We start from the raw sequence: 23,422 nt of genomic DNA, 5'->3' as shown, positions 1-23,422 counted from the left end.
TTTTATCAGACCGGCGCCCTTCGTTTTTGTCGACGCGATTACTTGCCCGGCGCGTGCGCCGCGATTTTCGGCGTACCGACGACGACATCGCCGCATTGCGCGCGATGCCGCAACGCGTGATCCATTAGCACAAGCGCGAGCAGCGCTTCGGCGATAGGCGTCGCGCGAATGCCGACGCACGGATCGTGGCGGCCGAAGGTTTCGACGGTTGCGCTCTCGCCCGCCTTGTCGATGGACTGACGCGGCGTGCGGATGCTCGACGTCGGCTTGATCGCGATGGACACGGTGATGTCCTGCCCGCTCGAAATCCCGCCGAGAATGCCGCCCGCGTTGTTGGTGGCGAAGCCTTCGGGCGTCATCTCGTCGCCATGCTGCGAGCCGCGTTGCGCGACGCTCGCGAAGCCCGCGCCGATTTCGACGCCCTTCACCGCGTTGATGCCCATCATCGCGTGGGCGATGTCGGCGTCGAGTCGATCGTAAAGGGGTTCGCCGAGGCCCACCGGCACGCCGCTCGCCACCACTTCGATGCGCGCGCCGACGGAATCGCCGTCGCGGCGCAGGCCGTCCATGTACGTTTCGAGTTGCGGCACGACGTCGGCGTTCGGCGCGAAGAAAGGATTCTCGCGCACGTGCTGCCAGTCGACGAACGAAATGGGAATCTCGCCCAGCGCGCTCATGTAGCCGCGCGTTTCGATGCCAAATTTCTCGCGCAGCCACTTCTTCGCGACCGCGCCCGCCGCGACGGTCGGCGCGGTCAGACGCGCGGAGGACCGCCCGCCGCCGCGATAATCGCGCACGCCGTACTTCTGCCAGTACGTGTAGTCCGCATGACCGGGGCGGAACGTCTCGGCGATATTGCCGTAGTCCTTGCTGCGCTGATCGGTATTGCGGATCAGGAGCGCGATGGGCGTGCCGGTCGTCACGCCTTCGAACACGCCCGAGAGAATCTCGACCTGATCCGCTTCCTGCCGCTGCGTCACGTGGCGCGACGTGCCCGGACGGCGCCGGTCCAGTTCGACCTGAATATCGGCTTCGGTGAGCGCCATGCCCGGCGGGCAGCCGTCGATCACGCAGCCGATCGCCGGTCCGTGCGATTCGCCAAAATTCGTGACGGTAAAGAGCGTGCCAAGGGTATTGCCGGACATGAGCGTCGACCTGAAAAAAAGTGTCGGGGAGACCGTTATTATGCCAGCCGCGCCGCTTTTACCGCCTTGCGCCGCGCAGCGCGGACACGAGTTCCTGCAGATGCTCCGGCGTCGCGTCGGCGGGCGGAATCGGTTCGCCGACCGCGAGTGTCAGGCGCGTCATCACGCCGCGCTTGACCGGGCGCGGCCATCGCGCGTCTCCGTGACGCGAAAATACGCTGCCCCAGAGTCCGCGCAGCGCCATCGGCACGACGGGCGCGGGATGGCGTCGCAGGATTTCGGAAACGCCGTGCCGGAACGGATTGATGTCGCCGGTGCGCGTGAGCTTGCCTTCCGGGAAGATGCAGACGAGTTCGCCCTCCTCCAGCGCGCGCTGACACGACCGATACGCGCGTTCGAGCATCTGCGCGTCTTCGTGCGCGGGCGCGATCGGTATCGCCTTCACATGGCGGAACAGCCAGCCGATGAACGGCGTGCGGAAAATCCGGTGATCCATCACGAAACGAATCGGACGCGGGCTTTCGGCCATGATGACGACCGCATCGACGAAACTGACGTGATTGCACACGAGCACCGCCGCGCCGTGCGAAGGAATGCGCGCGGCATCGACGAGCCGGATGCGATAGAACGTATGCACGAGAATCCACGCCATGAAGCGCAGCAGGAATTCCGGCACGAGCGAATAGATGTACACGGCAACGACCACATTGAGCAGCGCCGTGACGAGAAAAAGACCCGGAATGCCGACGCCCATCGACGTGAGCGCGAGCGCCAGCAGCGCGGACGCGATCATGAACGCCGAATTAAGGATGTTGTTCGCCGCGATGATGCGCGCCCGGTGCGTCGGCTGACTGCGCGCCTGGATCAGCGCGTAGAGCGGCACGCTGTAGAAGCCGCCGAACATCGCGAGCAGGAACAGGTCGGCGAGGATGCGCCAGTGCGGCATCGCGAGCAAGAACTCGCTCACGCCCAGCAGATGCGACGCCGGCGCGATGCGATGGCTCGCGAAGAACAGATCGATCGCGAACACGCTGATGCCGATGGACCCGAGCGGCACGAGCCCGATTTCGACGCGGCGCTTGGACAGCCGCTCGCATAGCAGCGATCCGGTGCCGATGCCGAGCGAAAACGTCGCGAGCAGAATGGTCACGACGTCCGGATTCGCGGACAGCACGTCTTTCGCGAAGTTGAAGAACGACGTGAGAAACGTCGCGCCGACGAACCACAGCCACGAAATGCCGAGCAGGCTTAAGAAAACCGTGCGATCCGACTTCGCGAGCCTGAGATTGCGCCACGTTTCGGAGACCGGATTCCAGTTGATGCGCAAATCCGGCTGCGACGCCGCCGACTTCGGCACGAACGACGACACCGCGCGCCCGACGACCGCGAGCACGAGACACGCCGCCGCGAGCAGCAGCGCGCCGTGCTCCGACGCGCCCGCCGCCGCCCCGCCGATGATCGTGCCGATCAGAATCGCGACGAACGTTCCCATTTCCACGAGCCCGTTGCCGCCGACGAGTTCCGTCGCCGCCAGATGCTGCGGCAGATACGCGTACTTGACCGGCCCGAACACGGTGGAATGGACGCCCATCAGGAACGTGCAGAGATAGAGCAGCGTCGCGTTGTGCAGCAGGAAACCCGCGCCGCCGATGAACATCACGACGATCTCGAACGTCTTCACCAGCCGCGCGAGCACGGCTTTGTCGTACTTGTCGGCAATCTGGCCGGACGTTGCCGAAAACAGCACGAACGGCACGATGAAGATGGCGGAGATGAGAAACGCGGCCGTCTTCGGATCGACGCCCGAAAACCGCGCGGCCTGAAACGTCACGAGCGACGTGAAGCCGACCTTGAAGACGTTGTCGTTCATCGCGCCCAGGAATTGCGTCCAGAAGAACGGCGCGAAACGGCGCTCGCGCAGGAGGCCGAACTGGCCTTCGCCTTCCGGATGCTCCGGGCGGGAAGCGCGCGCCGCCTGATCTTGGGGGGCGTGCAGCGGATTGTCACTCATGACTGTCGACGTGGTTGGTCCGGGGTTGACCGCGAGCGCGAGCGTGCGTGCGAACGAATCCGGATGGTAATGAAAACAGATGGCGGAAAGGAGACGCGCCGCAACTTGTGTCTTTATGTGCCTTGACTGCGGACGAAAAAAAGCGCGCCGCTCGGGCGCGCTCTGCAGCGCTTGGCGAGGCATCGCACCGGGCGACGCCTCTGACGTCAGCGAGCGTCCTGCTGCTCTTCCGGCCAGTCGCGGATATACGCTTTCAACATGCGATTCTCGAAGCCCTGCTCCTCGACGACCGCGCGCGCCACGTCATAGAACGAGATCACGCCCATCAGCGCGCGATTTTCCATGACCGGCAGATAGCGAACATGGTGCTCCAGCATCATGCGGCGCACTTCGTTGACGTCCGTTTCCGGTGTGCACGTGAGCGGGTGATCGTCCATGACCTTACGGATGGTCGTGGTGCCGACGCCGCCGCCGTTGTCGCGCAACGTCAGGATGATCTCGCGGAAGGTCAGCATGCCGACGAGATCGCCATATTCCATGACGACGAGCGAGCCGATGTCGTGCGCGGCCATGACGTTGATCGCGTCGGAGAGCGGCGTATCGGGCGTAACGGTGAACAGCGCGTTGCCCTTCACCTTCAGAATGTCGCTGACTCGCATCACTATCTCCTCGCGAAATGCCTGTGCAGATGCCAAAGCGTTTGTGAAATCATGGGTCGATGCTATCGGAAAGGCCCGCAAAAGGAAAGCTACGGCAGCCCGCGTTAGCCGTTCGGACAAGGCGTTCCGACCAGCGCGCGAGTTCGCCCTAATTCGCGCGCGCAAGTCCCAATGCTACGATGATCGGCCCACATTCCGCCGGCGGCCCCGCGCCCCGGCCGCCGACGATGCCAGCCAACCGTTTCGATACGCTCGCGCTGCATGCGGGCGCCGCGCCCGATCCCGCCACCGGCGCGCGCGCCACGCCGATTTATCAGACCACCTCGTTCACCTTCCGCGACACGGACCACGCCGCCGCGCTCTTCAACATGGAGCGCTCGGGGCACGTCTATTCGCGCATCTCGAATCCGACCGTGGCCGTGTTCGAGGAGCGCGTCGCGGCGCTGGAAGGCGGCGTCGGCGCGATCGGCACGGCGAGCGGCCAGGCGGCGCTGCATCTGGCCATCGCGACATTGATGGGCGCGGGCTCGCATGTCGTCGCGTCGAGCGCGCTGTATGGCGGCTCGCACAATCTGCTGCATTACACGCTGCGGCGCTTCGGCATCGAGACGACGTTCGTGCCGCCGCACGATCTCGACGCCTGGCGCGCGGCGGCGCGGCCGAACACGCGGCTCTTTTTCGGCGAGACGCTCGGCAATCCCGGCCTCGACGTGCTGGATATCGCGGGCGTCGCCGAAATCGCGCACGCGCATGCGGCGCCGCTGCTCGTCGATTCGACCTTCACGACGCCGTACCTCCTGCGCCCGTTCGAGCACGGCGCGGACCTCGTCTATCACTCGGCGACGAAGTTCCTGGGCGGTCACGGCACGACCATCGGCGGCGTGCTGGTGGACGGCGGCACGTTCGATTTCGCCGCGAGCGGCCGGTTTCCCGAATTCACCGAGCCTTACGACGGCTTTCACGGCATGGTTTTCGCCGAGGAAAGCACGGTCGCGCCGTTCCTGTTGCGCGCCCGCCGCGAGGGTTTGCGCGATTTCGGCGCGTGCCTGCATCCGCAAGCCGCGTGGCAGTTGCTTCAGGGCATCGAAACCTTGCCGTTGCGCATGGATCGGCATGTCGCGAATACGCGAAAAGTGATCGACTTTCTGCTCGGCTCGCCGGCAGTCGAGGGCGTGGCTTATCCCGAATTGCCGACGCATCGCGATCACGCGCTGGCCGCGCGTCTCTTGCCGCGCGGCGCGGGCGCGGTGTTCAGCTTCGATTTGCGCGGCGGCGTGCCGGCCGCGCGGCGGTTCATCGAATCGCTGACGCTGTTTTCGCATCTCGCGAACGTGGGCGATGCGCGCTCGCTCGTCATCCATCCCGCCTCGACGACGCATTTCCGCATGGACGCCGCGGCGCTGGCCGCAGCCGGCATCGGGCCGGGGCGGATCCGGCTGTCGATCGGGCTGGAAGATCCGGACGATCTGATCGACGACCTGAAACGCGGTCTGAAAGCGGCGCAGAAAGCCGCCGAGAGCGGCGACGCGAACGCCGCACCGCTCGGGAGCCGCGCATGATGCTCGATATCGACGGCCATCGCGCCTACGCCTACACCGGCGGCAAGCCTTTCGACGCGGCGCGGCCCGCGATCGTCTTCATCCACGGCGCGCAGCACGACCACAGCGTGTGGGCGCTGCAGACGCGGTACTTCGCGCATCACGGCTTCGGCGTGCTGGCGGTCGATCTGCCGGGCCACGGCCGCAGCGACGGCCCCGCGCGGCGCGATATCGGCGCGCTCGCGGACTGGATCATCGGCTTGCTCGATGCAGCCGGCGCGCCGAAAGCGATTCCCGTCGGCCACAGCATGGGCTCGCTCGTCGCGCTCGATGTCGCCGCGCGCCATCCCGAGCGCGTCGCGGGCCTTGCGCTCGTCGCGACCGCCGCGCCGATGACCGTCTCGGACGCCCTGCTCGACGCCGCCCGCGAACACGAGCCGCAAGCCATCGCCATGGTGAATCAGTGGTCGCATTCGACCATCGCCGCGAAGCCTTCGAGCCCCGCGCCGGGCTTCTGGCTGCAGGGCATGAATCAGCGGCTGATGGAACGCGTCGGCGCATTGGGGCAGGCGCAGCTCTTCCACACGGATTTCAGCGCGTGCAACGCTTACACCGATGCGCTCGATCGCGCCGCGTCCGTGCGCTGCCCGGTGTGCGTGCTAAGCGGCAAGCGCGATGTGATGACGCCGCCGCGCGCCTCTCGCGCGCTCGTCGATGCGTTGCGCAAGGCCGGCGCGCCGGTGCAAACGATGGAACTGGACGGCGGCCACGCGCTCATGACCGAGCAGCCCGACGCGGTTCTCGACGCGCTGTTTTCCTTCGCGCTCGCCTGCGCGAAGCCGAGCTGACGGCCGCTTGCACGCGTGCCCGCGCAGCCGCAGAATGAATCTTGCTGACGATATCGCGTCATGCAGATCATGTCGCACCGGAGGCCGTCATGGCGCACACCGCACACGGAGAACATTTCGCGAATTTCGCCGAGTTCTACCCGTACTACCTCGACGAGCACCGCAACGCGGTTTCACGCCGCCTGCATTTCATCGGCTCGCTCGGGGTGATCGGCTGCCTCGCGATGGCCCTCGCGACCGGCGACTGGCTGTGGCTGCCGGCGGCCGTCGTCTGCGGATACGGCTTCGCGTGGATCGGCCACTTCTTCTTCGAGAAAAACCGCCCCGCCACGTTTCGCCACCCGCTCTATAGCCTGATGGGCGACTGGGTCATGTTCAAGGACATCTGCGTCGGGAAAATCTCGCTTTGAAGCGCTGCGCGGTCAGGCCGGCTGCTGCGGCATCGGCGAGGCATGCGCGTCGCGCAGCCGCGCATTCGCCTGCGACAACGTTTTCGTCGCAATCAGCGCGTTGAGCGTGATCCCGAGCTTCTCGTGCTCGAGCGCGTTGAGCAGCGCGTCGCGCTCGATCTGCGTCGCATCGAGCCCCAGCTGATAACCCAGCTCCGCGCGATCGACGACGAACTGCTGAAAGAGCATCGTCAGCGTGATCTGATTCGGATTGGCGATCAGCACATAGCGCGGCATGTGCGCGTCTTCCAGCCGCCCGATCCAGCCGAGCGAATCGAGCCGAGCGATGAGGCGCGTGGACGTGTCGACATCGCACCGGACCATCTTCGACAGTTCCAGCGCCGTGTAGCCGGGCTTGCCTTCGTCGCGCGCCTCGACGAGCCGCGCGAGAATCTCGAGCGCATCGAGCAGATCGCTGCCGGGAAACTCGCGCCGATGATATTGCCCGATGCGGATGGCGGGCAGCGCGGACGTCACCATGGCGCCGACGAGCGCGATCATCCAGCACAGATAGACCCACAGCAGAAACACCGGCAGCGCGGCGAACGCGCCGTACACGGCGGTATAGGTCGGGATGCTGCGCACGTAAAAGCCGAAACACCGCTTGCCGATTTCGAATGCGACCGCCGCGATCAGCCCTCCGATGACGGCATCGCGCCACTCGACCTTGCAGTTCGGCATGTAGACATAGGTGATCGTGAAGCCGAACACGGTGAGCGGCAGCGAAACGCCCGTCAGCAGCCATTCGACGACGGGCGGCATCAGGTTGTGCGAACCCGCGAACGCGACGGAATGCGCGAAGACATACGACGAGATCGAGAGGCTGCAGCCGAAGAGAATCGGCCCGAGCGTGATGATCGACCAGTAGACGAGCACGCGCTGCGCGAACGGACGCGCCTTCTTCACGCGCCAGATGACGTTGAACGCGGATTCGACGGTCATCATCGTCATGACGGAGGTCACGAGCAGGATGATCATGCCGACGGTCGTGAGCCCCTTCGCTTTCGACGCGAACTCGTTCAGGTACTTGAAAATCTGGCTGTTGATCGTCGCGGGCATGAGGTGATCCGCGAGAAAGTCCTGCAACGAGGCCTGGAACGAGGCGAAGATCGGAAACGCCGTGAAGAGCGCGAAGGCGACGGTTGCAAGCGGCACGAGCGACAGCACGCTCGTGAACGTGAGACTGCCGGCGACTTGCGCGACGCGATCCTCGCCGATGCGCCGCGCGACGAAGCCGGCGAGGCGCTTGACTGCCGCAAGATCGATGGAAGGTTGCTGCAAAACGTGTTCTCCTGTCGGCCGGAGTTGGCGCTTTGGCGCTCGGCGTCCGTGATCCGACGCCCCGAGCCCGGATGGCCGCCGCGCCACGAAATCCGACCCAATACCTATAATAGCCGTTCACTGAAAAGGCTTTATGAACGACATCCTCGTGCTTTACTACAGCCGCCACGGCGCGACGCGTGAACTGGCGCTCGCGATCGCTCAGGGCGTCGACAGCGTGTCCGGCATGCAAGCGCGCGTGCGGACCGTGCCGCCGGTCTCCGCCGTCTGTGAAGCGACCCAGCCCGACATTCCCGCCGACGGCCCGCCCTTCGCCGAATTGCGCGATCTCGAAGAATGCGCGGGCGTAGCGCTCGGCTCGCCCACGCGCTTCGGCAACATGGCTGCGTCGCTCAAATATTTCCTCGACGGCACCACGCCGCAATGGCTCTCCGGCGCGCTCGCCGGCAAGCCCGCGAGCGTGTTCACGTCGACCGGCAGCCTGCACGGCGGCCAGGAAAGCACCCTTCTCTCGATGATGCTCCCGCTCCTGCATCACGGCATGATGATCGTCGGCATCCCGTACACCGAATCGCGCCTCACGACGACGCAAAGCGGCGGCACGCCCTATGGCGCGTCGCATCACGCGCGCACCGGCGACGACGCACCGCACGGCATCACCGCCGACGAAAAAGCGCTCGCCATCGCGCTCGGCGCACGGCTTGCCCGCACCGCGCGCGACCTCGTGCGCGGCGCGCAAGCCGCCTGAACGCGTCATGAACGCCCGCCCCGCCGCCGACACGCCCACGCGCGGCGCCTGTGCTGCCGGCGCAATCGCGAGCCTCGCGGCGCTCGTCGCGCTGTCGCTCGCGTGGGAGCTATGGCTTGCGCCGCTGCGTCCCGGCGCATGGGCGCTCGCACTGAAGGCGTTGCCGCTCGCGTGCGCGCTGCCGGGCGTCGCGAAGCGCAACGTCTATACGCTGCAATGGGCGTCGATGCTCGTGCTCCTTTACTTCGCCGAAGGCATCGTGCGCGGCATGACGGATGCGGGTCTTTCCGCGCGTCTTGCCTGGCTCGAAACGCTGTTGTCGCTTGCGTTCTTCGTCTGCGCGCTCGCCTACGTCGCGCCGTTCAAGCGCGCCGCCAGGCTGCATGCGCGTGCGCCGCGCCGCTAGCGAACGTGATGCTTTGTAGCACGAATCGGCGGGCGTCGCGCGTGCCTATGCCATTCGGACGAGGCTCGCGCGATGCTTCGCTGCGCGATACTGTCGGCTACGCTCCAACGGAATTTGCCCCTTGCCCATGACCGCTTCCACCGCTTCTTTCGTCGACGCCTGCATCCGCCTGCTCGGTGCATCCCACGTTCTGACCGATTCTCACGACACCGAGCCGTATACCGTCGACTGGCGCAAGCGCTATCGCGGCGAAGCGTGCGCCGTCCTGCTGCCCGCCGACACGCAGGAAGTCGCCGGCGTCGTGCGGCTGGCGCGCGAGCACCGCATCGCCATCGTCCCGCAAGGCGGCAACACCGGCCTGGCCGGCGGCGCGACGCCCGATGCGAGCGGCGCGCAGGCCGTCGTGAGCCTGCGGCGGCTGAACCGCATTCGCGGCATCGATCCGCACAACAACACCATCACCGCCGAAGCGGGCGTCGTGCTCGCCGAAATCCAGGCGCGCGCCGAAAGCGAGCAGCGCCTGTTTCCGTTGAGCCTCGCCGCAGAAGGCAGTTGCACGATCGGCGGCAATCTGTCGACGAACGCGGGCGGCACCGGCGTGCTGCGCTATGGCAACACGCGCGAACTGTGTCTCGGACTCGAAGTCGTCACGCCGCAGGGCGAAATCTGGGACGGCCTGCGCGGACTGCGCAAGGACAACACCGGCTACGATCTGCGCGATCTCTTCATCGGCGCGGAAGGCACGCTCGGCATCATCACGGCGGCGGTCATGAAGCTGCATCCCGCGCCGGTCGCCAAGGTCACGGCGCTCGCGGGGCTTGCCTCGCCGCACGCCGCGCTCGACTTTTTCGCGCTGGCCCAGCGCCACGCCGGCTCGCTTCTGACCGGCTTCGAGCTGATGTCGGATTTCTCGCTGCGTCTCGTCGGCCGGCATTTTCCGCAACTGCGCTATCCGTTCGGCGAGCCGCACGCGCAGACCGTGCTGCTCGAATTGTCCGACAGCGAAAGCGACGATCACGCCCGCGATCTTTTCGAACGCATGATGGAAGAAGCGCTGGAGCAAGGCATCGTCGAGGATGCGGTGGTCGCGGAAAACCTTGCGCAGTCGCAGGCGTTCTGGGACTTGCGCGAGCACATTCCGCTCGCGCAGGCGCAGGAAGGGCTGAACATCAAGCATGACATCGCGGTGCCGATTTCGAGCATCGGCCGCTTCATCGACGAAACCGATGCCATTATCGCCAAAGCCGCGCCCGGCGCACGCATGGTCACGTTCGGCCATCTTGGTGACGGCAATCTGCACTACAACGTGCAGGCGCCCGAAGGCGTGGATCAGAAGGCGTTTCTGACCGAGTTCCAGACGCCGATCAACGCGCTCGTCTACGAGCAGGTGCATAAGCATCGCGGCAGCATCAGCGCGGAACACGGCCTCGGCCAGTTGAAAGTGGATGAAGCGATGCACTTCAAGTCGCCCGTCGAAGTGCGCCTCATGCAGACCATCAAGGCCGCGCTCGATCCCGACAACCTGATGAATCCGGGCAAGGTCGTGCACTGGAACGCACAGGCCGGCAAGGAGAACGCCGCATGAAGATACGCGTGCTGTCCGACCTGCATCTGGAATGCGACGAGCCGCTCGCCATTCCCTATGCGGATGCCGATCTCGTCGTGCTCGCGGGCGATATTCACAACCACGCCGAGGGCCTGCGCTGGGCGGCGGAGAATTTCGGCAACGACGTGCCTGTTGTCTACGTGCCCGGCAATCACGAGTATTACGACGCCGAATTCGGCGCGATGGAAGCCGCGATGCACGACGCCGCGCGCAGCGTCGACAACGTGCACTATCTGAACAACGCGGCGCTGGTGGATCGGCGGGGCGCGTGGCGCGTGCTCGGCACCACGCTCTGGACGGACTTCGAGCTGTTCGGGTCGGCCGAGGACGAAATCGAGAAAGCAAAGGAAGCCTGCACGAAGGCCATGCTCGACTTTCGCGGGCTGATCCAGCTTGCGTGGCCCGAACCCGAAGACGAACATCGCGCGTTCACGGCCGACGATTCCATCGCGCTGCACGTTCAGGCGCGCGCGTGGCTCGAAAGCGAGCTGGCGAAGCCGTTCGCGGGCCAGACGATCGTCGTCACGCATCATGGGCCGACGCGCGAAAGCCTCGCGCCGCGCTACGCCGAGGACATCGTGTCGGCGGGCTTCATCAATCATCTGCCGACGCTCGCGCGTTCGCCCGTCGCGCTGTGGATTCACGGCCATACGCACACCGCGTTCGACTACACCGTGAACGGCACGCGCGTGGTGTGCAATCCGCGCGGGTATATCGACCGTCGCACCGGGCAACTCGAAAATCCGGAGTTCGCGTGGGATAAAGTCGTCGAGATCTGAGGTTCAGTCCGACGCCTGATGCAAAGTCTGATCTGAAGTCCGAGCGGAGGAAAACTCATGTGCGGCCGAATCAGCCAATACCGACTGCCGATGCATTACGCGCAGCGCCTGCATCTCAAGAATCCGTTCGTGCTCGTCGATGCCGCCGACCGCCGCCCCGGCTATAACCTTTCGCCCGGCACACATCCGCTCGCGATTTTTCCGGACGAAACCATCCGCGCCGTGCATTGGGGCTACTGTCCGCCGTGGGCCATGCGAAAGAAGCTGCCGCTGACCATCAACGCGCGCGTGGAAACGGCATCGACGAGTGCGTACTTCAAGGACTTGTGGAAAAAGGCGCGTATTCTCGTGCCCGCGGACGGCTGGTTCGAGTGGCGCGTCGAGCCGCGTCCCGGCGACGCCGCCGGCAAGCCCTTTAAGCAGCCCTACTTCATCCAGCGCGCGGACGGCGAACCGATGTTTCTCGCCGCGCTCACGAGCATCGTGCGCGAGCAGGACGCGGCGGTTCCGGGCGCGGGCTTTGTCATCGTGACATCGAAGGCGGACGAAGGTCTCGTCGACGTGCACGACCGCCGCCCGCTCGTCTTTTCACCGCCGGCCGCCAAGCGCTGGCTGGACGCGGCGGCATCGCCCGACGACCTTCACGCGCTCGTCAGGACCGACGGCGTGCCGGCGTCGCATTTCGTGTGGCATCGGGTGACGAGCGACGTGAATCGGACGGTCAACGACGAGCCGCGGCTCATCGAGCCGCTGGAGTCGATCGCGCAGGATCAGCGCGAATGACGATCGCGGCGGTCGTCGTCGATACGAATCGGCACGAGGCGCTGCTTCGCCTCGCGCTCGGACTGCGCGCGCATGGCGTTGAAGAGATCGCGCGATGCGGGCACGGCGATGAGGACGAGAAGCGCGGCGAGTGCGAGTAAGAGTGGCGTGCTCATTTGACGTTTTCCCGGGGAGAGCGGTTAGGACGAGTGCAAACGGTAACAAGCTGCGGTCGAAATGAGAGTAAGCAAGTGTTGCGCCGCACTGAATTTTCGTAACAAGAACGCGTGCGAACGCGGGAAGCGCGCGTCAGCTCGCGACGAATTCTTTCAGCGATTCGGCATCGGCCGCGAGCGTCGCCGGCAGCGCCTCGCGCAGAAATTCCACCCACGTGCGAATTTTCGCATCGAGATACTGGCGCGACGGATACAGCGCGTAGACGTTCAACTCCTGCATCGTGTATTGCGGCAGCACGCGCACCAGCGTTCCCGCGCGCAGGCCCGGCAGCGCGGACGATGTCGGCAGCACGCCGATGCCCATGCCCTCGCGGATCGCGACGACCATCGCTTCGGCCACGTTCACCGTGAACGTCGACGGGCCGAGGCTCACCGTCTCCTGACCGTTCGGGCCGTCGAAGACCCAGCGGTCGGGCGGGAACACCGGCGTCATCAGATGCAGGCACGTATGGCGCACGAGATCGGACAGCACGTGCGGCGCGCCGTGCTCTTCGATATACGCCGGCGACGCGCACGCGATGCTGAAAACCGATCCGAGCCGCGCCGACACGAGCCCGGAATCGGCGAGATCGGACGCGAGCACGAGCGACACGTCGTAGCCTTCGTCGAGCAGATCCGGCACGCGCTGCGCCAGCGTCAAATCGACCTGCACCGACGGATGCCGCTGCTGATAACGGCAGATCATCGGCACGATGTAATGCTGGCCGAAGCTCGTCATCGAATGCACCTTGAGCTTGCCGGCCGGGCGCGCGTGGGCGTCGCTGGCTTCGGCTTCGGCCTGATCGACGTAAGCCAGAATCTGCTCGCAGCGTTGCAGATAGCGCTCGCCCGCTTCGGTCAGCGCGATTCGGCGCGTCGTGCGATTAAGCAGCCGCGTGCGCAAATGCGCTTCCAGGTCCGACACGGCCCGCGATGCGTAAGCCGTCGTCGTATTCAGATGTTGAGCCGCGCCGGTGAAGCTGCCGGCCTCGACCACGCGCACGAAGACGCGCATGTTTTGAAGCGTATCCATAGCGTCTTTCGACTCGCTTTTCTCTCGGAATCCGAACGCATTGTTGCATGCCTTGCAAAGGCGATTATCACGCGTTCCGTAAGAATGCTTTGCGAGCCGGCCTGTTATTCGCGCATCGTTGCAAAAATATAATCGGCGCTTGACCGTTATGTATTCGGGGAGTGGAACGTGCAAGGCCGTGGGTCCAGAAACGCTGCGTGCGCCGCGGTTCTTACAGCAATATTAACAATCGCCGGCTGCGCGAGCACGGGCAACATCGCTCCGCAGGATTCGATGAAAGACGCCGCCGCGCTCGACGTCGGCAGCGCGATCAAGGCCGCGAACGCCGACGCCGCATGGCCCGATGCGCAATGGTGGCGTGCTTACGGCGACGCGCAACTCGACGGATGGATCGCCCGCGCGACGGCCGGCAGCCCGACGCTCGCGATGGCCGCGGCCCGCGTGCGCGAAGCGCAGGAACAGGCGGGCGTCGCGCGTTCGGCGCTGCTGCCGCACGTCGACGGCAGCATGAGCGTGCAGCGCAAGAACTGGCCGAACAACGCGTTCTACGGCCCGGGCCCTTACGCCGACGCGACCACCTGGGACAACACCGCCGGCCTCTCGCTCTCCTATAACCTCGACCTCTGGGGCCGCGACGACAACGCCGCCGAACGCGCGCTCGATGTCGCCCACGTGCGCGCCGCCGATGCCCGCGCGGCGCAACTCGAACTCGAAACGAACATCGTGCGCGCGTACGTCGGCTTTTCGCAGGCGTTCGCGCAGCTCGATATCGCGCAGGAAACGCTCGAACAGCAGGACCGGCTCGCGGAACTCGCCCGCCGTCGTCTGAAAGGCGGCCTCGGCACGCAACTCGAAGTAAGTCAGGCCGAAGCGCCGCTGCCGGAATACGAGCGTCAGGTCGATGTCTTCAAGGAAGAGATCGAACTTGCGCGGCATCAGCTTGCCGCGCTTGCCGGCGATGGCCCCGGCGCAGGCGAAGCGCTCGCGCGCCCGGCCATGTCGCTGGCGACGCCGCTGCCGTTGCCGTCGTCGTTGCCGGCAGAACTGGTCGGGCATCGGCCCGATATCGTCGCCGCGCGATGGATGGTCGCGGCTCAGGCGCGCGGCATCGACGTGGCCAAGGCGGAGTTCTATCCGAACATCAATCTCGCGGCGTCGCTCACGCAGGCGTTCGCGGGTGGCGCGCTCCTGAGCTTTCTCACGAGCAAGGCGGCCGGCTATACGTTCGGCCCGGCGATCACGCTGCCGATTTTCGAAGGCGGACGCCTGCGCGCGCAGCTCGGCGCGGCATCGGCGCAATACGATCAGGCCGTCGATCACTACAACGCGACGCTCGTTGCCGCGCTGAAGGACATCGCCGATCAGGTGGTGCGTGTGAAATCGCTCGATACGCAACTCGATGCGTCCGCCCGCTCGGTCGCCGCCGCGCGCAAGAACTACGATCTCGCGAACGAAGGCTACCGGCGCGGCCTCACCGATTACGTCAACGTGCTGCTCGCGCAGTCGCAACTGCTGCGCGCGCAGGACGCACAGGCGCGTGTGCGGGCAGAGCGGCTCGGCGCGTACGCGACGCTCACGGCGGCGCTGGGCGGCGGCATCGACGATCCCGCGAACGGTCCGAAGGACGCGCGGCTCGCGCCGTCGCAGCATATCGGGCCGTTCAGCCGCGCGGACCGTTCGAACCACGCGGAATGAGCGCGGACATGCCCACTTCCCTCACGGCATCCGGCCAGTCGCTGCGCGCGTCCTTCGCGGACTGGGCGCGCACCGACGGCCTCGCGTGGGTCTACATCTTCAAGGCGGTGCTCGCGGCGCTGCTCGCGCTGTGGATCGCCATGCGCCTCGACATGCAGCAGCCGCGCACCGCGATGACCACCGTCTTCGTCGTGATGCAGCCGCAAAGCGGCATGGTGCTCGCGAAGAGCTTCTACCGTTTTTGCGGAACGATGATCGGTCTCATCGTGATGCTGGCGCTCATCAGCGTGTTCGCGCAGCAGCCGGTGCTGTTTTTGTCGGCGACGGCGCTTTGGGTCGGCATCTGCACGGCGGGCGCGGCGCGCAATCGCAATTTCCGCTCGTATGGCTTCGTGCTCGCGGGATACACCGCCGCGCTGATCGGCATTCCGGCGGCGCAGCATCCGGATGGCGCATTTCTCTCGGCGCTGACGCGCGTGGGCGAAGTGACGCTCGGCATCGTCTGCGCGGGCGCGGTCAGCGCGCTCGTGTTTCCGCAGCACGCGGGCGCGCAGATCCGCACGACGGTCCGGCGGCGCTTCACGCAGTTCGTCGATTACGTGTGCCGCGCGATGTCCGGCACGATGGACCGCGCGCAGATCGAGCGCGTGAATCTCGGCTTCGTCGCGGATATCGTCGGCTTCGAGGCGGCGCGCAGTGTCGCGGTGTTCGAGCATCCCGAATCGCGGCGGCGCGGCGGACGGCTCGCGCGGCTCAACAGCGAATTCATGAGCGCATCGACGCGCTTTCACGCGCTGCATCAGTTGATGAATCGTCTGCGCGAAAGCGCATCCGCGACGACGATCGCCGCGCTCACGCCGTTCATCCACGAAGTGCCGCCGCTGTTGCTGCACGCGGGCGAACCCGTGCGCAACGCCGCCGACGCCGCGCACGCCGCCGCGCAACTGCGCGATTACAAGGCCGCGCTGCCGAAGCGCGTGCGCACGGCCCGCGCCGGAATCGAATCGGAAGCCGACTTCGCGCCGCTCGAATTCGATACCGCGACGGAACTGCTCTACCGCTTCGTCGACGACATGCTCGCCTACGCCGACACCTACGCGTCGCTCGCGGCGCCGTCGCACGAACGCGAGCGCTGGGTCGCGCGCTACGTGCCGAAGACCAATCTGCTCGCCGCCGCGATTTCCGGCTTGCGCGGCGCGATCGTGATGTTCGTGCTGAGCGCGTTCTGGATCGCGACCGCGTGGCCGAGCGGCGGCACGATGGTGCTCAACGCGGCGGCGGTGTGCGCGCTCGCGTCGTCGTCGCCAAGGCCGGCGCTGATGTCGATGCAGATGGCCATCGGCACCGCGCTCGCGAGCGTCGTCGGGATGATCGTCGTGTTCGGCGCGTTTCCGCACATGGACGGCTTCGTGCTGATGTGCGTCGCGCTCGTGCCGGCGCTGCTGCTCGGCACGTTCATCAGCACGCGGCGCGCGGTGGCGGGCGTGGGTATCGGCTATTGCATCTTCCTGTGCTTTCTCGCGGGGCCGGACAACCTCGTTCATTACGATCCGACCGCCTACATGAACGACGCGCTCGCGCTCGTGCTGTCGATGATCGTGTCCGCGATCGCCTTCGCCGTGATCCTGCCGACCGATGCGCCGTGGCTGCGCCGTCTCTTGCTCGCGGATTTGCGCCGCGAAGTCGTGCTCGCGCGACGCGGCCGCCTCGCGCGCGTCGCCACGCACTTCGAAAGCCGCACGCGCGACCTGCTTTCGCAGATCGACGCGCTCGCCGCCGGCAAGCCGGAGTTGCAACGCGAGGCGCTGCAGTGGCTCTTCGGCGTGCTGGAGACTGGCCGCGCGGTCATCGATTTGCGGCGCGAAATCGCCGGCCTGCCCGATGCGCCGCATTACGCGGCATCGACGCCGTGGCGGCGCACGTCGAACGCAACGCTCGATGCCGTCGCGCGCCTCTTCGACCGGCCGAGCGCGGCGCGCTTCGAAGCCGCGCTGGACTGCACCGCGCGCGCCATCGCGGATGCGCAGGCGCTCGTCGCCACGGCGAATCCGCCGCGCGAGGAGCGGCATCGGCTGCAACGCATCGTCAGTCATCTTCATTTCATCCGGACGGCGCTGCTCGACCCGGCGTCGCCGCTCGCCACATTCGCATCGGATTCAGTCAAAGGAGCGCCGCATGCCGCGTGATACCGCGATCCTCGAAGCCTATGTGCCCACGCTGCTCGTGCTGTTCGTGGCGGGCGCGCTCATCACGTGGGCGATCGACCGCGCGCTCGCGATGACCGGTCTCTATCGCGTGGTCTGGCATCCGGCGCTCTTTCGCGCGAGCCTGCTCGTCTGCGTGTGCGGCGCGCTCGGGCTGGCGGTGTATCGCTGAGCGGCAGGCATTCGACTTCAAAGGTTTAGAAGACTCATCATGGTTCTTAGAAAAATCATCGGCTTCGTCATGACGATCGTCATTTTCGCGGCTGCTCTTCTCATCGGCCGCGTGCTGTGGGTGCATTACATGGACGAGCCGTGGACGCGCGATGGACGCGTGCGCGCCGAAGTCGTCAATATCGCGCCGGATGTGTCGGGCGCGGTCGTGCAGTTGCCCGTGCGCGACAACCAGTACGTGAAGAAAGGCGACCTGCTGATGGAGATCGATCCGTCGCATTATCAGATCGCGGTCGAGCAGGCGGAGGCGAACGTCGCGGCGCGCGCGGCCGAATTGCGCATGCGACGGGCGGACGCGGCGCGTCGTGCGGACATGGACAGTCTCGTCGTGTCGCGGGAAGCGCGCGAGAACGCGTCGCAGACGGCATCGACGGCGGCGGCGCAATTGCAGCAGGCGCAGGCCGCGCTCGATGCCGCGAAGCTCAATCTGGCGCGCACGAAGGTGTACTCGCCCGTCGACGGCTACGTGACGAATCTCAACGTGTATCGCGGCGACTACGCGACGGTCGGCACGGCGAAGCTCGCCATCGTCGATAGTCATTCGTTCTGGGTCTACGGCTACTTCGAGGAAACGAAGCTGCCGCATGTGCGCGTCGGCGATTCGGCGCAGATTCGCTTGATGAGCGGCGGCGAGCTGAAGGCGCACGTCGAGAGCATTTCGCGCGGCATTTACGATCGCGACAATCCCCAAAGCCGCGAACTGCTCGCCGATGTGAACCCGACGTTCAACTGGGTGCGGCTCGCGCAGCGCGTGCCGGTGCGGTTGAAGATCGATGCGGTGCCGGACGGGATGCTGCTGTCGGCAGGCACGACGTGTACGGTGGTGATCACGCCGTCGATGTGACAAAAAAAGCCCGCCCCGGCACTTCACCGGGACGGGCTTTTCTCGCACCGAAGCGCGTTACTTCAGCACCACCTTCACGTCGAAATACTTGGCCGCGAGCCGGTCGATCGACCCGTCGTCCTTCAGTTCCTTCAACGCGCGGTTCAGCGCATCCTTGAGCGCCTTGTCGTTCTTGCGCACGCCGAAGCCCACGCCCGAGCCGAGCAGCTTGTCATCCGCGACGGCCGGCCCCGCGAACGCGAAACCCGCGCCTTGCGGCTGCTTCAAAAAGCCCTTCGACGCCGCTTCGGCATCCTGGAACGCCGCATCCAGACGGCCCGACGCCAGATCCGCGTAAATCTGGTCCTGCGCCTGATACGACTCCACGTCGATGCCCGCCGGCGCCCACTTCGCCTTCGCGTACGTCTCCTGGATCGAGCCCTGCAGCACGCCCACGCGCTTGCCCTTCAGCCCGGCGACGGTCGGCAGGATGCCGCTGCCCTTCTTCGCGATGAGCTGGTTCGGGATCGAATAGATCGGATCGGTGAAATCGATCGCGACCTTGCGCTTGTCGGTGATCGTCATGTCCGAGTTGATGCCGTCGAACTTGCGCGCCTGCAGCGCGGGAATCAGTCCGTCGAACGAATTTTCGACCCACACGCACTTCATCTTCAGCTTCGCGCAGACCGCGTTGCCGACGTCGATATCGAAGCCCGTCAACTCACCGCTCGCCGTCTTCGATTCGAACGGCGCATACGACGCCTCGACGCCGAAGCGCAGCGTCTTCGCGTCGTCGGCGGCGTGCGCGGTCATCGACGCAGCCAGGGTTCCGAACACCGCGACCGCGGCGAGCTTGCGATTGATTCGATTGATCCGATTCATCCAATGCGATTTCATGTACTGCCATCTCCTTCCAGTATGTTTCGTCACTCGTGTCCGATGCGGCGTAACGCCGGCGAACCAAGCATCGCGGCGCCGATAAAAACGCTCAAACCACGCGATGCGCTTTGATGCGCCGCATCAAGGACAGGGCCGCGATTGTAGCGCGTGCGCGCGCCCGCTCCGCCTGAGCGCGGGCGGACGCGGCGCATCGTCGCGTCGATGTGAAACACAAAGGAATTGGCAAGCGGATGTCGCGCTCGCGCAAGGACGCGCTGCGATCAGTCGAGCGAGGCGAGCGTGGCGTCGGTCGTGTCGATGACCATCAGGCCCGCGCGCAAGCCCGGCTTCACCTTGGGATTCGGAAACACGATGCGCTCTTCTTCGTGCGTGACGCGATACGTGTAGTCGCCATCGCGCGCGAGTTCGGTGCCGGCGGGAAACGGCGTGAAATTCGGCACATCGCTCGCGACGTTCAGCACGAACTGCTCGCTTAGCTTGTCGATCTGCGCGACGACCGTGAACACGCGCAGCGGCATTGGCTGAGCGGCCGCTTCGCCCGCGATCAGCCGGCGCAACGCCGCATCCGATGCTGCGAAGCGCGCGAGATCGTTCTCGCCGAACGGACGCACCTTGCCGAGTTCCAGCGTGCACGCGAGCGCGCCGCATTGCGCGGCCGTGTAGTGCGTGAACGTCGCTCCTTTCTCGCGATGCAAAAGCACCGCTTCGAGACGCGCATCGCGCAGCCAGTCGAACATCGCGCGGGCGAGCGGCGCGCCGGTGTGCGGCAGCAGCGCGAACTGTTCGAACACGGACGCGCGGATCGCCGTGTGCATGTCGATATGCCACTTCGCATGCGTCGCGTTCTCGAAGAACGCCGCCGCCATGCGCTCCAGTTCGATCGCGCGCGGCGCTTCGGCGCTCGCGGGCAGATTCGCGTGACGTCCGCTGAAAAGGCGATTGAGGTCGTCGTCGACATAACGCGCGCCCGCGCGCATCGCGGCAGCATTGCCGAGCACGACGAGCATGCGCGCGGCGAGCGGCGCGTTGCCGTTCGCGATATCGGCGACGAGCCGCGACAGCATTTCGATCGGCGCGGTTTCATCGCCATGAATGCCCGCCGATGCCAGCACGCTATGCGTCGGCGTCCGCGCGGATTCGAGCAACAGCACGCCCTCGCCTTGCCACGTCCATCGCACGCCGGAAGACGCCACGCCGGATGCGACCGCGGGCCGCTCGCCCGCGAGCGTGAACGCGAGGAAATCGCTCAACAAGGATTCGTCAACGCTGGAAGTCATAGACCGCGCCTAGTCCGAGAATGGTGGTCAGTTCGTCGAGCGCCGCGCGCGACTCCGCCAGCAAGCGCGGATCGGCGAGATCGCCGGGGGCGAGCGCATCGCGATAATGCATGTCGATCCACGCGTCGAGGCGTGCGAAGAGCGCGTCGTTCATCCACACGTTCGGATTGACGGCCGCGCGCTCCGCTTCGTTCAGCACGACGCGCAGCCGCAAACACGCCGGACCGCCGCCGTTCTTCATGCTCTCGCGCAGATCGAAGACGAGCACTTCGTCGATGGGCGTCGTGCGCGCGCCGAGCGAATCCAGATAAGCCGCGACGCGCGCGTTCTCGCGGCATTCCTGCGGCACGACGAGCACCTGCCTGCCGTCCGCGCGCGTCAACAACTGGCTGTTGAACAGATACGACGACACCGCGTCCGCCACGCTCACATCGCTTTCCGCGACTTCGAGCGCCGTGAACGTAGCGCCCTGCGCGTGCAAGCGCGCGCCGAGTTCGTCGTAGACCTTCTGCTGATCGACGAACGCGCGCGCGTGACAAAAGAGCGTCGTGCGATTGCCGACCGCGATCACGTCGTTGTGGAACACGCCGGCATCGATCACATCGGGCGATTGCTGCGCGAACACCGTCGCCGCATCGTCGAGGCCGTGCAGGCGCGCCACCGCGCGGCTCGCCTCCAGCGTCTGCCGCGCGGGAAAACGCTGCGGCTGCGGGCCTTGCCCGTACTCGCTGCGGCCGTAGACGAAGAACTCGACGCCCTTCTCGCCGTATTCGCGGGCGAAGCGCGTGTGATTGGCTGCGCCTTCGTCGCCGAGCGCGGGCGTGCCGGGCAGCGCGTGATGAATCTGGAAGCGCGATTCATCGGCGAAGATCGCGGCGAGCGACCGGCGCGTTTCGCCATGCTCGATCGCGCGATGCAGCTTCGCTGCGAGATTCGCGGGCGTGAAATGGACGCGGCCATCGGCGGTATCGGCGGACGGGCTGACGGTCGCGGCGTTGGCCGTCCACATCGCGGATGCGGAACTCGCCGCCGCGAGCAGTTCGGGCGCTTCGCGGGCGGCGCGCTCGATCACGGCGGCGTCGTCACCCGTGAAGCCGACGCTGCGCAACAGCTTCACCGAAGGACGCTCCAGCGGCGGCAACACGCCCTGATGAAAGCCGAGGTCCGCGAGCTGCTTCATCTTGCGCAAGCCCTGCTTCGCGGCGGCCTTCGGATTGGCGACCGATTTCTCGTTGCTGCGCGACGCGACGTTGCCGAACGACAGCCCCGCGTAGTTGTGCGTCGGGCCGACCAGCCCGTCAAAGTTCGCTTCGAATGCCTGCATGTCGAATCCCGATGCTTAGAACGTGAGACCCGGCGATACGCTCGCCGGCATCTGCAATTGCGCGCTTTCCACCGACGCCATCGGATACGAGCAGTAGTCCGCCGCGTAGTACGCGCTCGGCCGCTGATTGCCCGAGCGCCCGATGCCGCCGAACGGCGCCGCCGACGACGCCCCGTTGGTCGGCCGGTTCCAGTTGACGATGCCCGCGCGGATCGTACGCTGGAAGTGCGTCCACGCGGCTTCGTCGTCGGCGAGCAGGCCCGCGGACAGGCCGAAGGCGGTGTCGTTCGCGCGCTCGATCGCTTCGTCGAAGGTTTGGTAGCGCGTGAGTTGCACCATCGGGCCGAAATGCTCCTCGTCGGGGATGTCGCGCGCGTCCGTCACGTCCAGAATCGCGGGCGTCACGAAGCCGAGATTCGCCGCGCGCTGCTGCATTTCGAGCAACGGCTTCGCGCCTGCATCGATCAATTGCTGCTGGGCGAGCACGAGCCGTGCCGCCGCCCGCGCCGAGATCACCGCGCCCATGAACGGCTGCGGATTTTCATCGTAGGCGCCGATGCGGATGTTCGCGCTCACCTCCGCGAGCCGCTGCGTGAAGCGCTCGCCGAAGGCGTCGTCGGGAACGAAAAGACGCCGCGCGCACGTACAGCGCTGGCCCGCCGAGAGAAACGCGGATTGAATCGTGTGATGCACGGCGGCGTCGATGTCGTCCACCTGCGCGACGACGAGCGGATTGTTGCCGCCCATCTCCAGCGCGAGCACGATCTCCGGCCGCCCGCCGAACTGCCGATGCAAGAGCGTGCCGGTATCCGAACTGCCGGTGAAGAAAAGCCCGTCGATCTGCCGATGATTCGCGAGCGCGACGCCCGTGTCCTTCTCGCCCTGCACGAGATTGAGCACGCCCGCGGGCAGCCCGGCTTCGATCCACAGCGCGCCGGTCGCCGCCGCGACGCCCGGCGCCAGTTCCGACGGCTTGAACACGACCGCGTTGCCCGCGATCAGCGCCGGCACGATATGTCCGTTCGGCAGATGCCCCGGAAAGTTGTACGGCCCGAACACGGCGACGACGCCATGCGGCCGATGCCGCAGCACCGCGACGCCATCGGCCATCGGTGCGCGCTTCTCGCCGGTGCGCTCGTGGTACGCCTGCACGGAAATATCGACCTTCGCGGCCATCGACGCCACTTCCGTGCGCGCTTCCCACAGCGGCTTGCCGGTTTCGCGGCCGATCGCATGCGCCAGCGCTTCCTTGTTCTCGTTCAGCAGCGCGGCGAAGCGCTTCGCGACGCCCACGCGTTCGTCGAACGTCATCGCGGACCACGACGCGAACGCGCGCCGCGCCGACGACACCGCGCGATCGACGTCATCGGCGGATGCGCTCTTGCCTTGCCACACGATTTCATCGCTTGCGGGATTGCGCGACGCGAACATCGCGCCCATGCCGCCCTGCCATTCACCGCCGATATACAACTCGTTCCGGATATCCAT

At 66.1% G+C, this 23,422-nt stretch carries 22 protein-coding genes; 12 read left to right on the top strand and 10 right to left on the bottom strand.

The features are described from left to right. Positions 1 to 38: 38 nt before the first annotated feature. The 3 genes from aroC to NCR39_RS05260 all read right to left on the bottom strand — a co-directional run bounded on the left by aroC (position 39) and on the right by NCR39_RS05260 (position 3,815). Positions 39 to 1,145 (bottom strand): chorismate synthase, encoded by a 1,107-nt coding sequence (gene aroC / locus NCR39_RS05270; protein ID WP_250451125.1) that lies wholly within the window; start codon positions 1,143 to 1,145, stop codon positions 39 to 41. Between the two features lie 58 nt (positions 1,146 to 1,203). After that, positions 1,204 to 3,156 (bottom strand): MFS transporter, encoded by a 1,953-nt coding sequence (locus NCR39_RS05265; RefSeq protein ID WP_250451123.1) that lies wholly within the window; start codon positions 3,154 to 3,156, stop codon positions 1,204 to 1,206. Positions 3,157 to 3,362: 206 nt separating this feature from the next. Continuing rightward, positions 3,363 to 3,815, bottom strand: a complete 453-nt coding sequence (locus NCR39_RS05260) for a CBS domain-containing protein (protein WP_040049333.1) — start codon at positions 3,813 to 3,815, stop codon at positions 3,363 to 3,365. Between the two features lie 227 nt (positions 3,816 to 4,042). Here NCR39_RS05260 and NCR39_RS05255 point away from each other — a divergent pair, with 227 nt between their 5' ends. From NCR39_RS05255 to NCR39_RS05245, 3 genes are all read left to right on the top strand, one after another. Beyond that, entirely contained in the window at positions 4,043 to 5,374 is a 1,332-nt protein-coding gene (locus NCR39_RS05255) for an O-acetylhomoserine aminocarboxypropyltransferase (protein WP_250451121.1), read from the top strand. Then, positions 5,371 to 6,201: an alpha/beta fold hydrolase gene (locus NCR39_RS05250; protein ID WP_250451120.1), complete on the top strand. Its 831-nt coding sequence runs from the start codon at positions 5,371 to 5,373 to the stop codon at positions 6,199 to 6,201. Before NCR39_RS05255 ends, NCR39_RS05250 begins: the two co-directional genes overlap by 4 nt. An 89-nt stretch (positions 6,202 to 6,290) precedes the next feature. Next, positions 6,291 to 6,611, top strand: a complete 321-nt coding sequence (locus NCR39_RS05245) for an Mpo1-like protein (RefSeq protein ID WP_250451119.1) — start codon at positions 6,291 to 6,293, stop codon at positions 6,609 to 6,611. A 12-nt stretch (positions 6,612 to 6,623) separates the two neighbouring features. Here NCR39_RS05245 and NCR39_RS05240 read toward each other — a convergent pair whose 3' ends face one another. Continuing rightward, complete coding sequence (locus NCR39_RS05240; RefSeq protein ID WP_250451118.1) at positions 6,624 to 7,931, bottom strand: YihY family inner membrane protein; 1,308 nt, start codon at positions 7,929 to 7,931, stop codon at positions 6,624 to 6,626. A 133-nt stretch (positions 7,932 to 8,064) separates the two neighbouring features. Here NCR39_RS05240 and wrbA point away from each other — a divergent pair, with 133 nt between their 5' ends. The 5 genes from wrbA (at position 8,065) to NCR39_RS05215 (ending at position 12,253) form a co-directional block, all read left to right on the top strand. Further along, positions 8,065 to 8,679: an NAD(P)H:quinone oxidoreductase gene (gene wrbA, locus NCR39_RS05235; RefSeq protein WP_250451117.1), complete on the top strand. Its 615-nt coding sequence runs from the start codon at positions 8,065 to 8,067 to the stop codon at positions 8,677 to 8,679. 7 nt (positions 8,680 to 8,686) lie between these two features. Beyond that, positions 8,687 to 9,085: a DUF2069 domain-containing protein gene (locus NCR39_RS05230; RefSeq protein WP_250451116.1), complete on the top strand. Its 399-nt coding sequence runs from the start codon at positions 8,687 to 8,689 to the stop codon at positions 9,083 to 9,085. A 127-nt stretch (positions 9,086 to 9,212) separates the two neighbouring features. Continuing rightward, positions 9,213 to 10,670 (top strand): FAD-binding oxidoreductase, encoded by a 1,458-nt coding sequence (locus NCR39_RS05225; RefSeq protein ID WP_250451115.1) that lies wholly within the window; start codon positions 9,213 to 9,215, stop codon positions 10,668 to 10,670. Continuing rightward, positions 10,667 to 11,470: a metallophosphoesterase gene (locus NCR39_RS05220; RefSeq protein WP_250451114.1), complete on the top strand. Its 804-nt coding sequence runs from the start codon at positions 10,667 to 10,669 to the stop codon at positions 11,468 to 11,470. The genes NCR39_RS05225 and NCR39_RS05220 overlap by 4 nt, the downstream gene beginning before the upstream one ends. A gap of 57 nt (positions 11,471 to 11,527) precedes the next feature. Next, entirely contained in the window at positions 11,528 to 12,253 is a 726-nt protein-coding gene (locus tag NCR39_RS05215) for an SOS response-associated peptidase (RefSeq protein ID WP_250451113.1), read from the top strand. Here the strand turns inward: NCR39_RS05215 and NCR39_RS05210 are convergent. After that, positions 12,241 to 12,408 carry a hypothetical protein gene (locus NCR39_RS05210; protein WP_159459399.1) on the bottom strand — a complete coding sequence of 56 codons (168 nt, stop codon included), beginning with the start codon at positions 12,406 to 12,408 and terminating at the stop codon, positions 12,241 to 12,243. The two genes, NCR39_RS05215 and NCR39_RS05210, sit on opposite strands and share 13 nt — an antisense overlap. Before the next feature lie 133 nt (positions 12,409 to 12,541). Next, positions 12,542 to 13,480 carry a LysR family transcriptional regulator gene (locus NCR39_RS05205; protein ID WP_250451112.1) on the bottom strand — a complete coding sequence of 313 codons (939 nt, stop codon included), beginning with the start codon at positions 13,478 to 13,480 and terminating at the stop codon, positions 12,542 to 12,544. Positions 13,481 to 13,648: 168 nt separating this feature from the next. Between NCR39_RS05205 and NCR39_RS05200 the strand changes: the two genes are divergently transcribed. From NCR39_RS05200 to NCR39_RS05185, 4 genes are read left to right on the top strand one after another with little or no spacing between them, the layout of a single operon-like run. Beyond that, a complete protein-coding gene (locus tag NCR39_RS05200; protein WP_350029653.1) occupies positions 13,649 to 15,175 on the top strand; it encodes an efflux transporter outer membrane subunit in 1,527 nt (508 codons plus the stop codon). Continuing rightward, complete coding sequence (locus NCR39_RS05195; RefSeq protein ID WP_502800162.1) at positions 15,172 to 17,361, top strand: FUSC family protein; 2,190 nt, start codon at positions 15,172 to 15,174, stop codon at positions 17,359 to 17,361. The genes NCR39_RS05200 and NCR39_RS05195 overlap by 4 nt, the downstream gene beginning before the upstream one ends. Further along, positions 17,351 to 17,551, top strand: coding sequence for a DUF1656 domain-containing protein (locus tag NCR39_RS05190; protein ID WP_040049323.1), 201 nt, complete (start codon positions 17,351 to 17,353; stop codon positions 17,549 to 17,551). Before NCR39_RS05195 ends, NCR39_RS05190 begins: the two co-directional genes overlap by 11 nt. Before the next feature lie 39 nt (positions 17,552 to 17,590). After that, the gene (locus NCR39_RS05185; protein WP_250451109.1) at positions 17,591 to 18,454 is read left to right on the top strand and encodes an efflux RND transporter periplasmic adaptor subunit; all 864 of its coding nucleotides are present in this window, start codon (positions 17,591 to 17,593) and stop codon (positions 18,452 to 18,454) included. 57 nt (positions 18,455 to 18,511) lie between these two features. Here the strand turns inward: NCR39_RS05185 and NCR39_RS05180 are convergent, their stop codons facing one another. From NCR39_RS05180 to astD, 4 genes are all read right to left on the bottom strand, one after another. After that, positions 18,512 to 19,330 carry an ABC transporter substrate-binding protein gene (locus tag NCR39_RS05180; protein ID WP_250451108.1) on the bottom strand — a complete coding sequence of 273 codons (819 nt, stop codon included), beginning with the start codon at positions 19,328 to 19,330 and terminating at the stop codon, positions 18,512 to 18,514. A 263-nt stretch (positions 19,331 to 19,593) separates the two neighbouring features. Next, entirely contained in the window at positions 19,594 to 20,610 is a 1,017-nt protein-coding gene (gene astE, locus NCR39_RS05175) for a succinylglutamate desuccinylase (protein WP_250451106.1), read from the bottom strand. After that, positions 20,594 to 21,934, bottom strand: a complete 1,341-nt coding sequence (gene astB, locus NCR39_RS05170) for an N-succinylarginine dihydrolase (RefSeq protein ID WP_250451104.1) — start codon at positions 21,932 to 21,934, stop codon at positions 20,594 to 20,596. The genes astE and astB overlap by 17 nt, the downstream gene beginning before the upstream one ends. A gap of 15 nt (positions 21,935 to 21,949) precedes the next feature. Continuing rightward, positions 21,950 to 23,422, bottom strand: coding sequence for a succinylglutamate-semialdehyde dehydrogenase (astD, locus tag NCR39_RS05165; protein WP_250451103.1), 1,473 nt, complete (start codon positions 23,420 to 23,422; stop codon positions 21,950 to 21,952).

This window comes from Caballeronia sp. ATUFL_M2_KS44, assembly GCF_023630965.1.
In the GTDB taxonomy this organism is placed as follows: domain Bacteria; phylum Pseudomonadota; class Gammaproteobacteria; order Burkholderiales; family Burkholderiaceae; genus Caballeronia; species Caballeronia concitans.
Note: the sequence above shows the minus strand (reverse complement) of the source record. Positions and strands in the feature narration are given on the sequence as shown.

What these genes read in the sequence shown, in the direction of transcription:
- aroC (WP_250451125.1), bottom strand. Translation starts at nt 1,145, where the DNA reads ATGTCCGGCAATACCCTTGGCACGCTCTTTACCGTCACGAATTTTGGC.
- NCR39_RS05265 (WP_250451123.1), bottom strand. Translation starts at nt 3,156, where the DNA reads ATGAGTGACAATCCGCTGCACGCCCCCCAAGATCAGGCGGCGCGCGCT.
- NCR39_RS05260 (WP_040049333.1), bottom strand. Translation starts at nt 3,815, where the DNA reads ATGCGAGTCAGCGACATTCTGAAGGTGAAGGGCAACGCGCTGTTCACC.
- NCR39_RS05255 (WP_250451121.1), top strand. Translation starts at nt 4,043, where the DNA reads ATGCCAGCCAACCGTTTCGATACGCTCGCGCTGCATGCGGGCGCCGCG.
- NCR39_RS05250 (WP_250451120.1), top strand. Translation starts at nt 5,371, where the DNA reads ATGATGCTCGATATCGACGGCCATCGCGCCTACGCCTACACCGGCGGC.
- NCR39_RS05245 (WP_250451119.1), top strand. Translation starts at nt 6,291, where the DNA reads ATGGCGCACACCGCACACGGAGAACATTTCGCGAATTTCGCCGAGTTC.
- wrbA (WP_250451117.1), top strand. Translation starts at nt 8,065, where the DNA reads ATGAACGACATCCTCGTGCTTTACTACAGCCGCCACGGCGCGACGCGT.
- NCR39_RS05230 (WP_250451116.1), top strand. Translation starts at nt 8,687, where the DNA reads ATGAACGCCCGCCCCGCCGCCGACACGCCCACGCGCGGCGCCTGTGCT.
- NCR39_RS05225 (WP_250451115.1), top strand. Translation starts at nt 9,213, where the DNA reads ATGACCGCTTCCACCGCTTCTTTCGTCGACGCCTGCATCCGCCTGCTC.
- NCR39_RS05220 (WP_250451114.1), top strand. Translation starts at nt 10,667, where the DNA reads ATGAAGATACGCGTGCTGTCCGACCTGCATCTGGAATGCGACGAGCCG.
- NCR39_RS05215 (WP_250451113.1), top strand. Translation starts at nt 11,528, where the DNA reads ATGTGCGGCCGAATCAGCCAATACCGACTGCCGATGCATTACGCGCAG.
- NCR39_RS05210 (WP_159459399.1), bottom strand. Translation starts at nt 12,408, where the DNA reads ATGAGCACGCCACTCTTACTCGCACTCGCCGCGCTTCTCGTCCTCATC.
- NCR39_RS05205 (WP_250451112.1), bottom strand. Translation starts at nt 13,480, where the DNA reads ATGGATACGCTTCAAAACATGCGCGTCTTCGTGCGCGTGGTCGAGGCC.
- NCR39_RS05195 (WP_502800162.1), top strand. Translation starts at nt 15,172, where the DNA reads ATGAGCGCGGACATGCCCACTTCCCTCACGGCATCCGGCCAGTCGCTG.
- NCR39_RS05190 (WP_040049323.1), top strand. Translation starts at nt 17,351, where the DNA reads ATGCCGCGTGATACCGCGATCCTCGAAGCCTATGTGCCCACGCTGCTC.
- NCR39_RS05185 (WP_250451109.1), top strand. Translation starts at nt 17,591, where the DNA reads ATGGTTCTTAGAAAAATCATCGGCTTCGTCATGACGATCGTCATTTTC.
- NCR39_RS05180 (WP_250451108.1), bottom strand. Translation starts at nt 19,330, where the DNA reads ATGAAATCGCATTGGATGAATCGGATCAATCGAATCAATCGCAAGCTC.
- astE (WP_250451106.1), bottom strand. Translation starts at nt 20,610, where the DNA reads ATGACTTCCAGCGTTGACGAATCCTTGTTGAGCGATTTCCTCGCGTTC.
- astB (WP_250451104.1), bottom strand. Translation starts at nt 21,934, where the DNA reads ATGCAGGCATTCGAAGCGAACTTTGACGGGCTGGTCGGCCCGACGCAC.
- astD (WP_250451103.1), bottom strand. Translation starts at nt 23,422, where the DNA reads ATGGATATCCGGAACGAGTTGTATATCGGCGGTGAATGGCAGGGCGGC.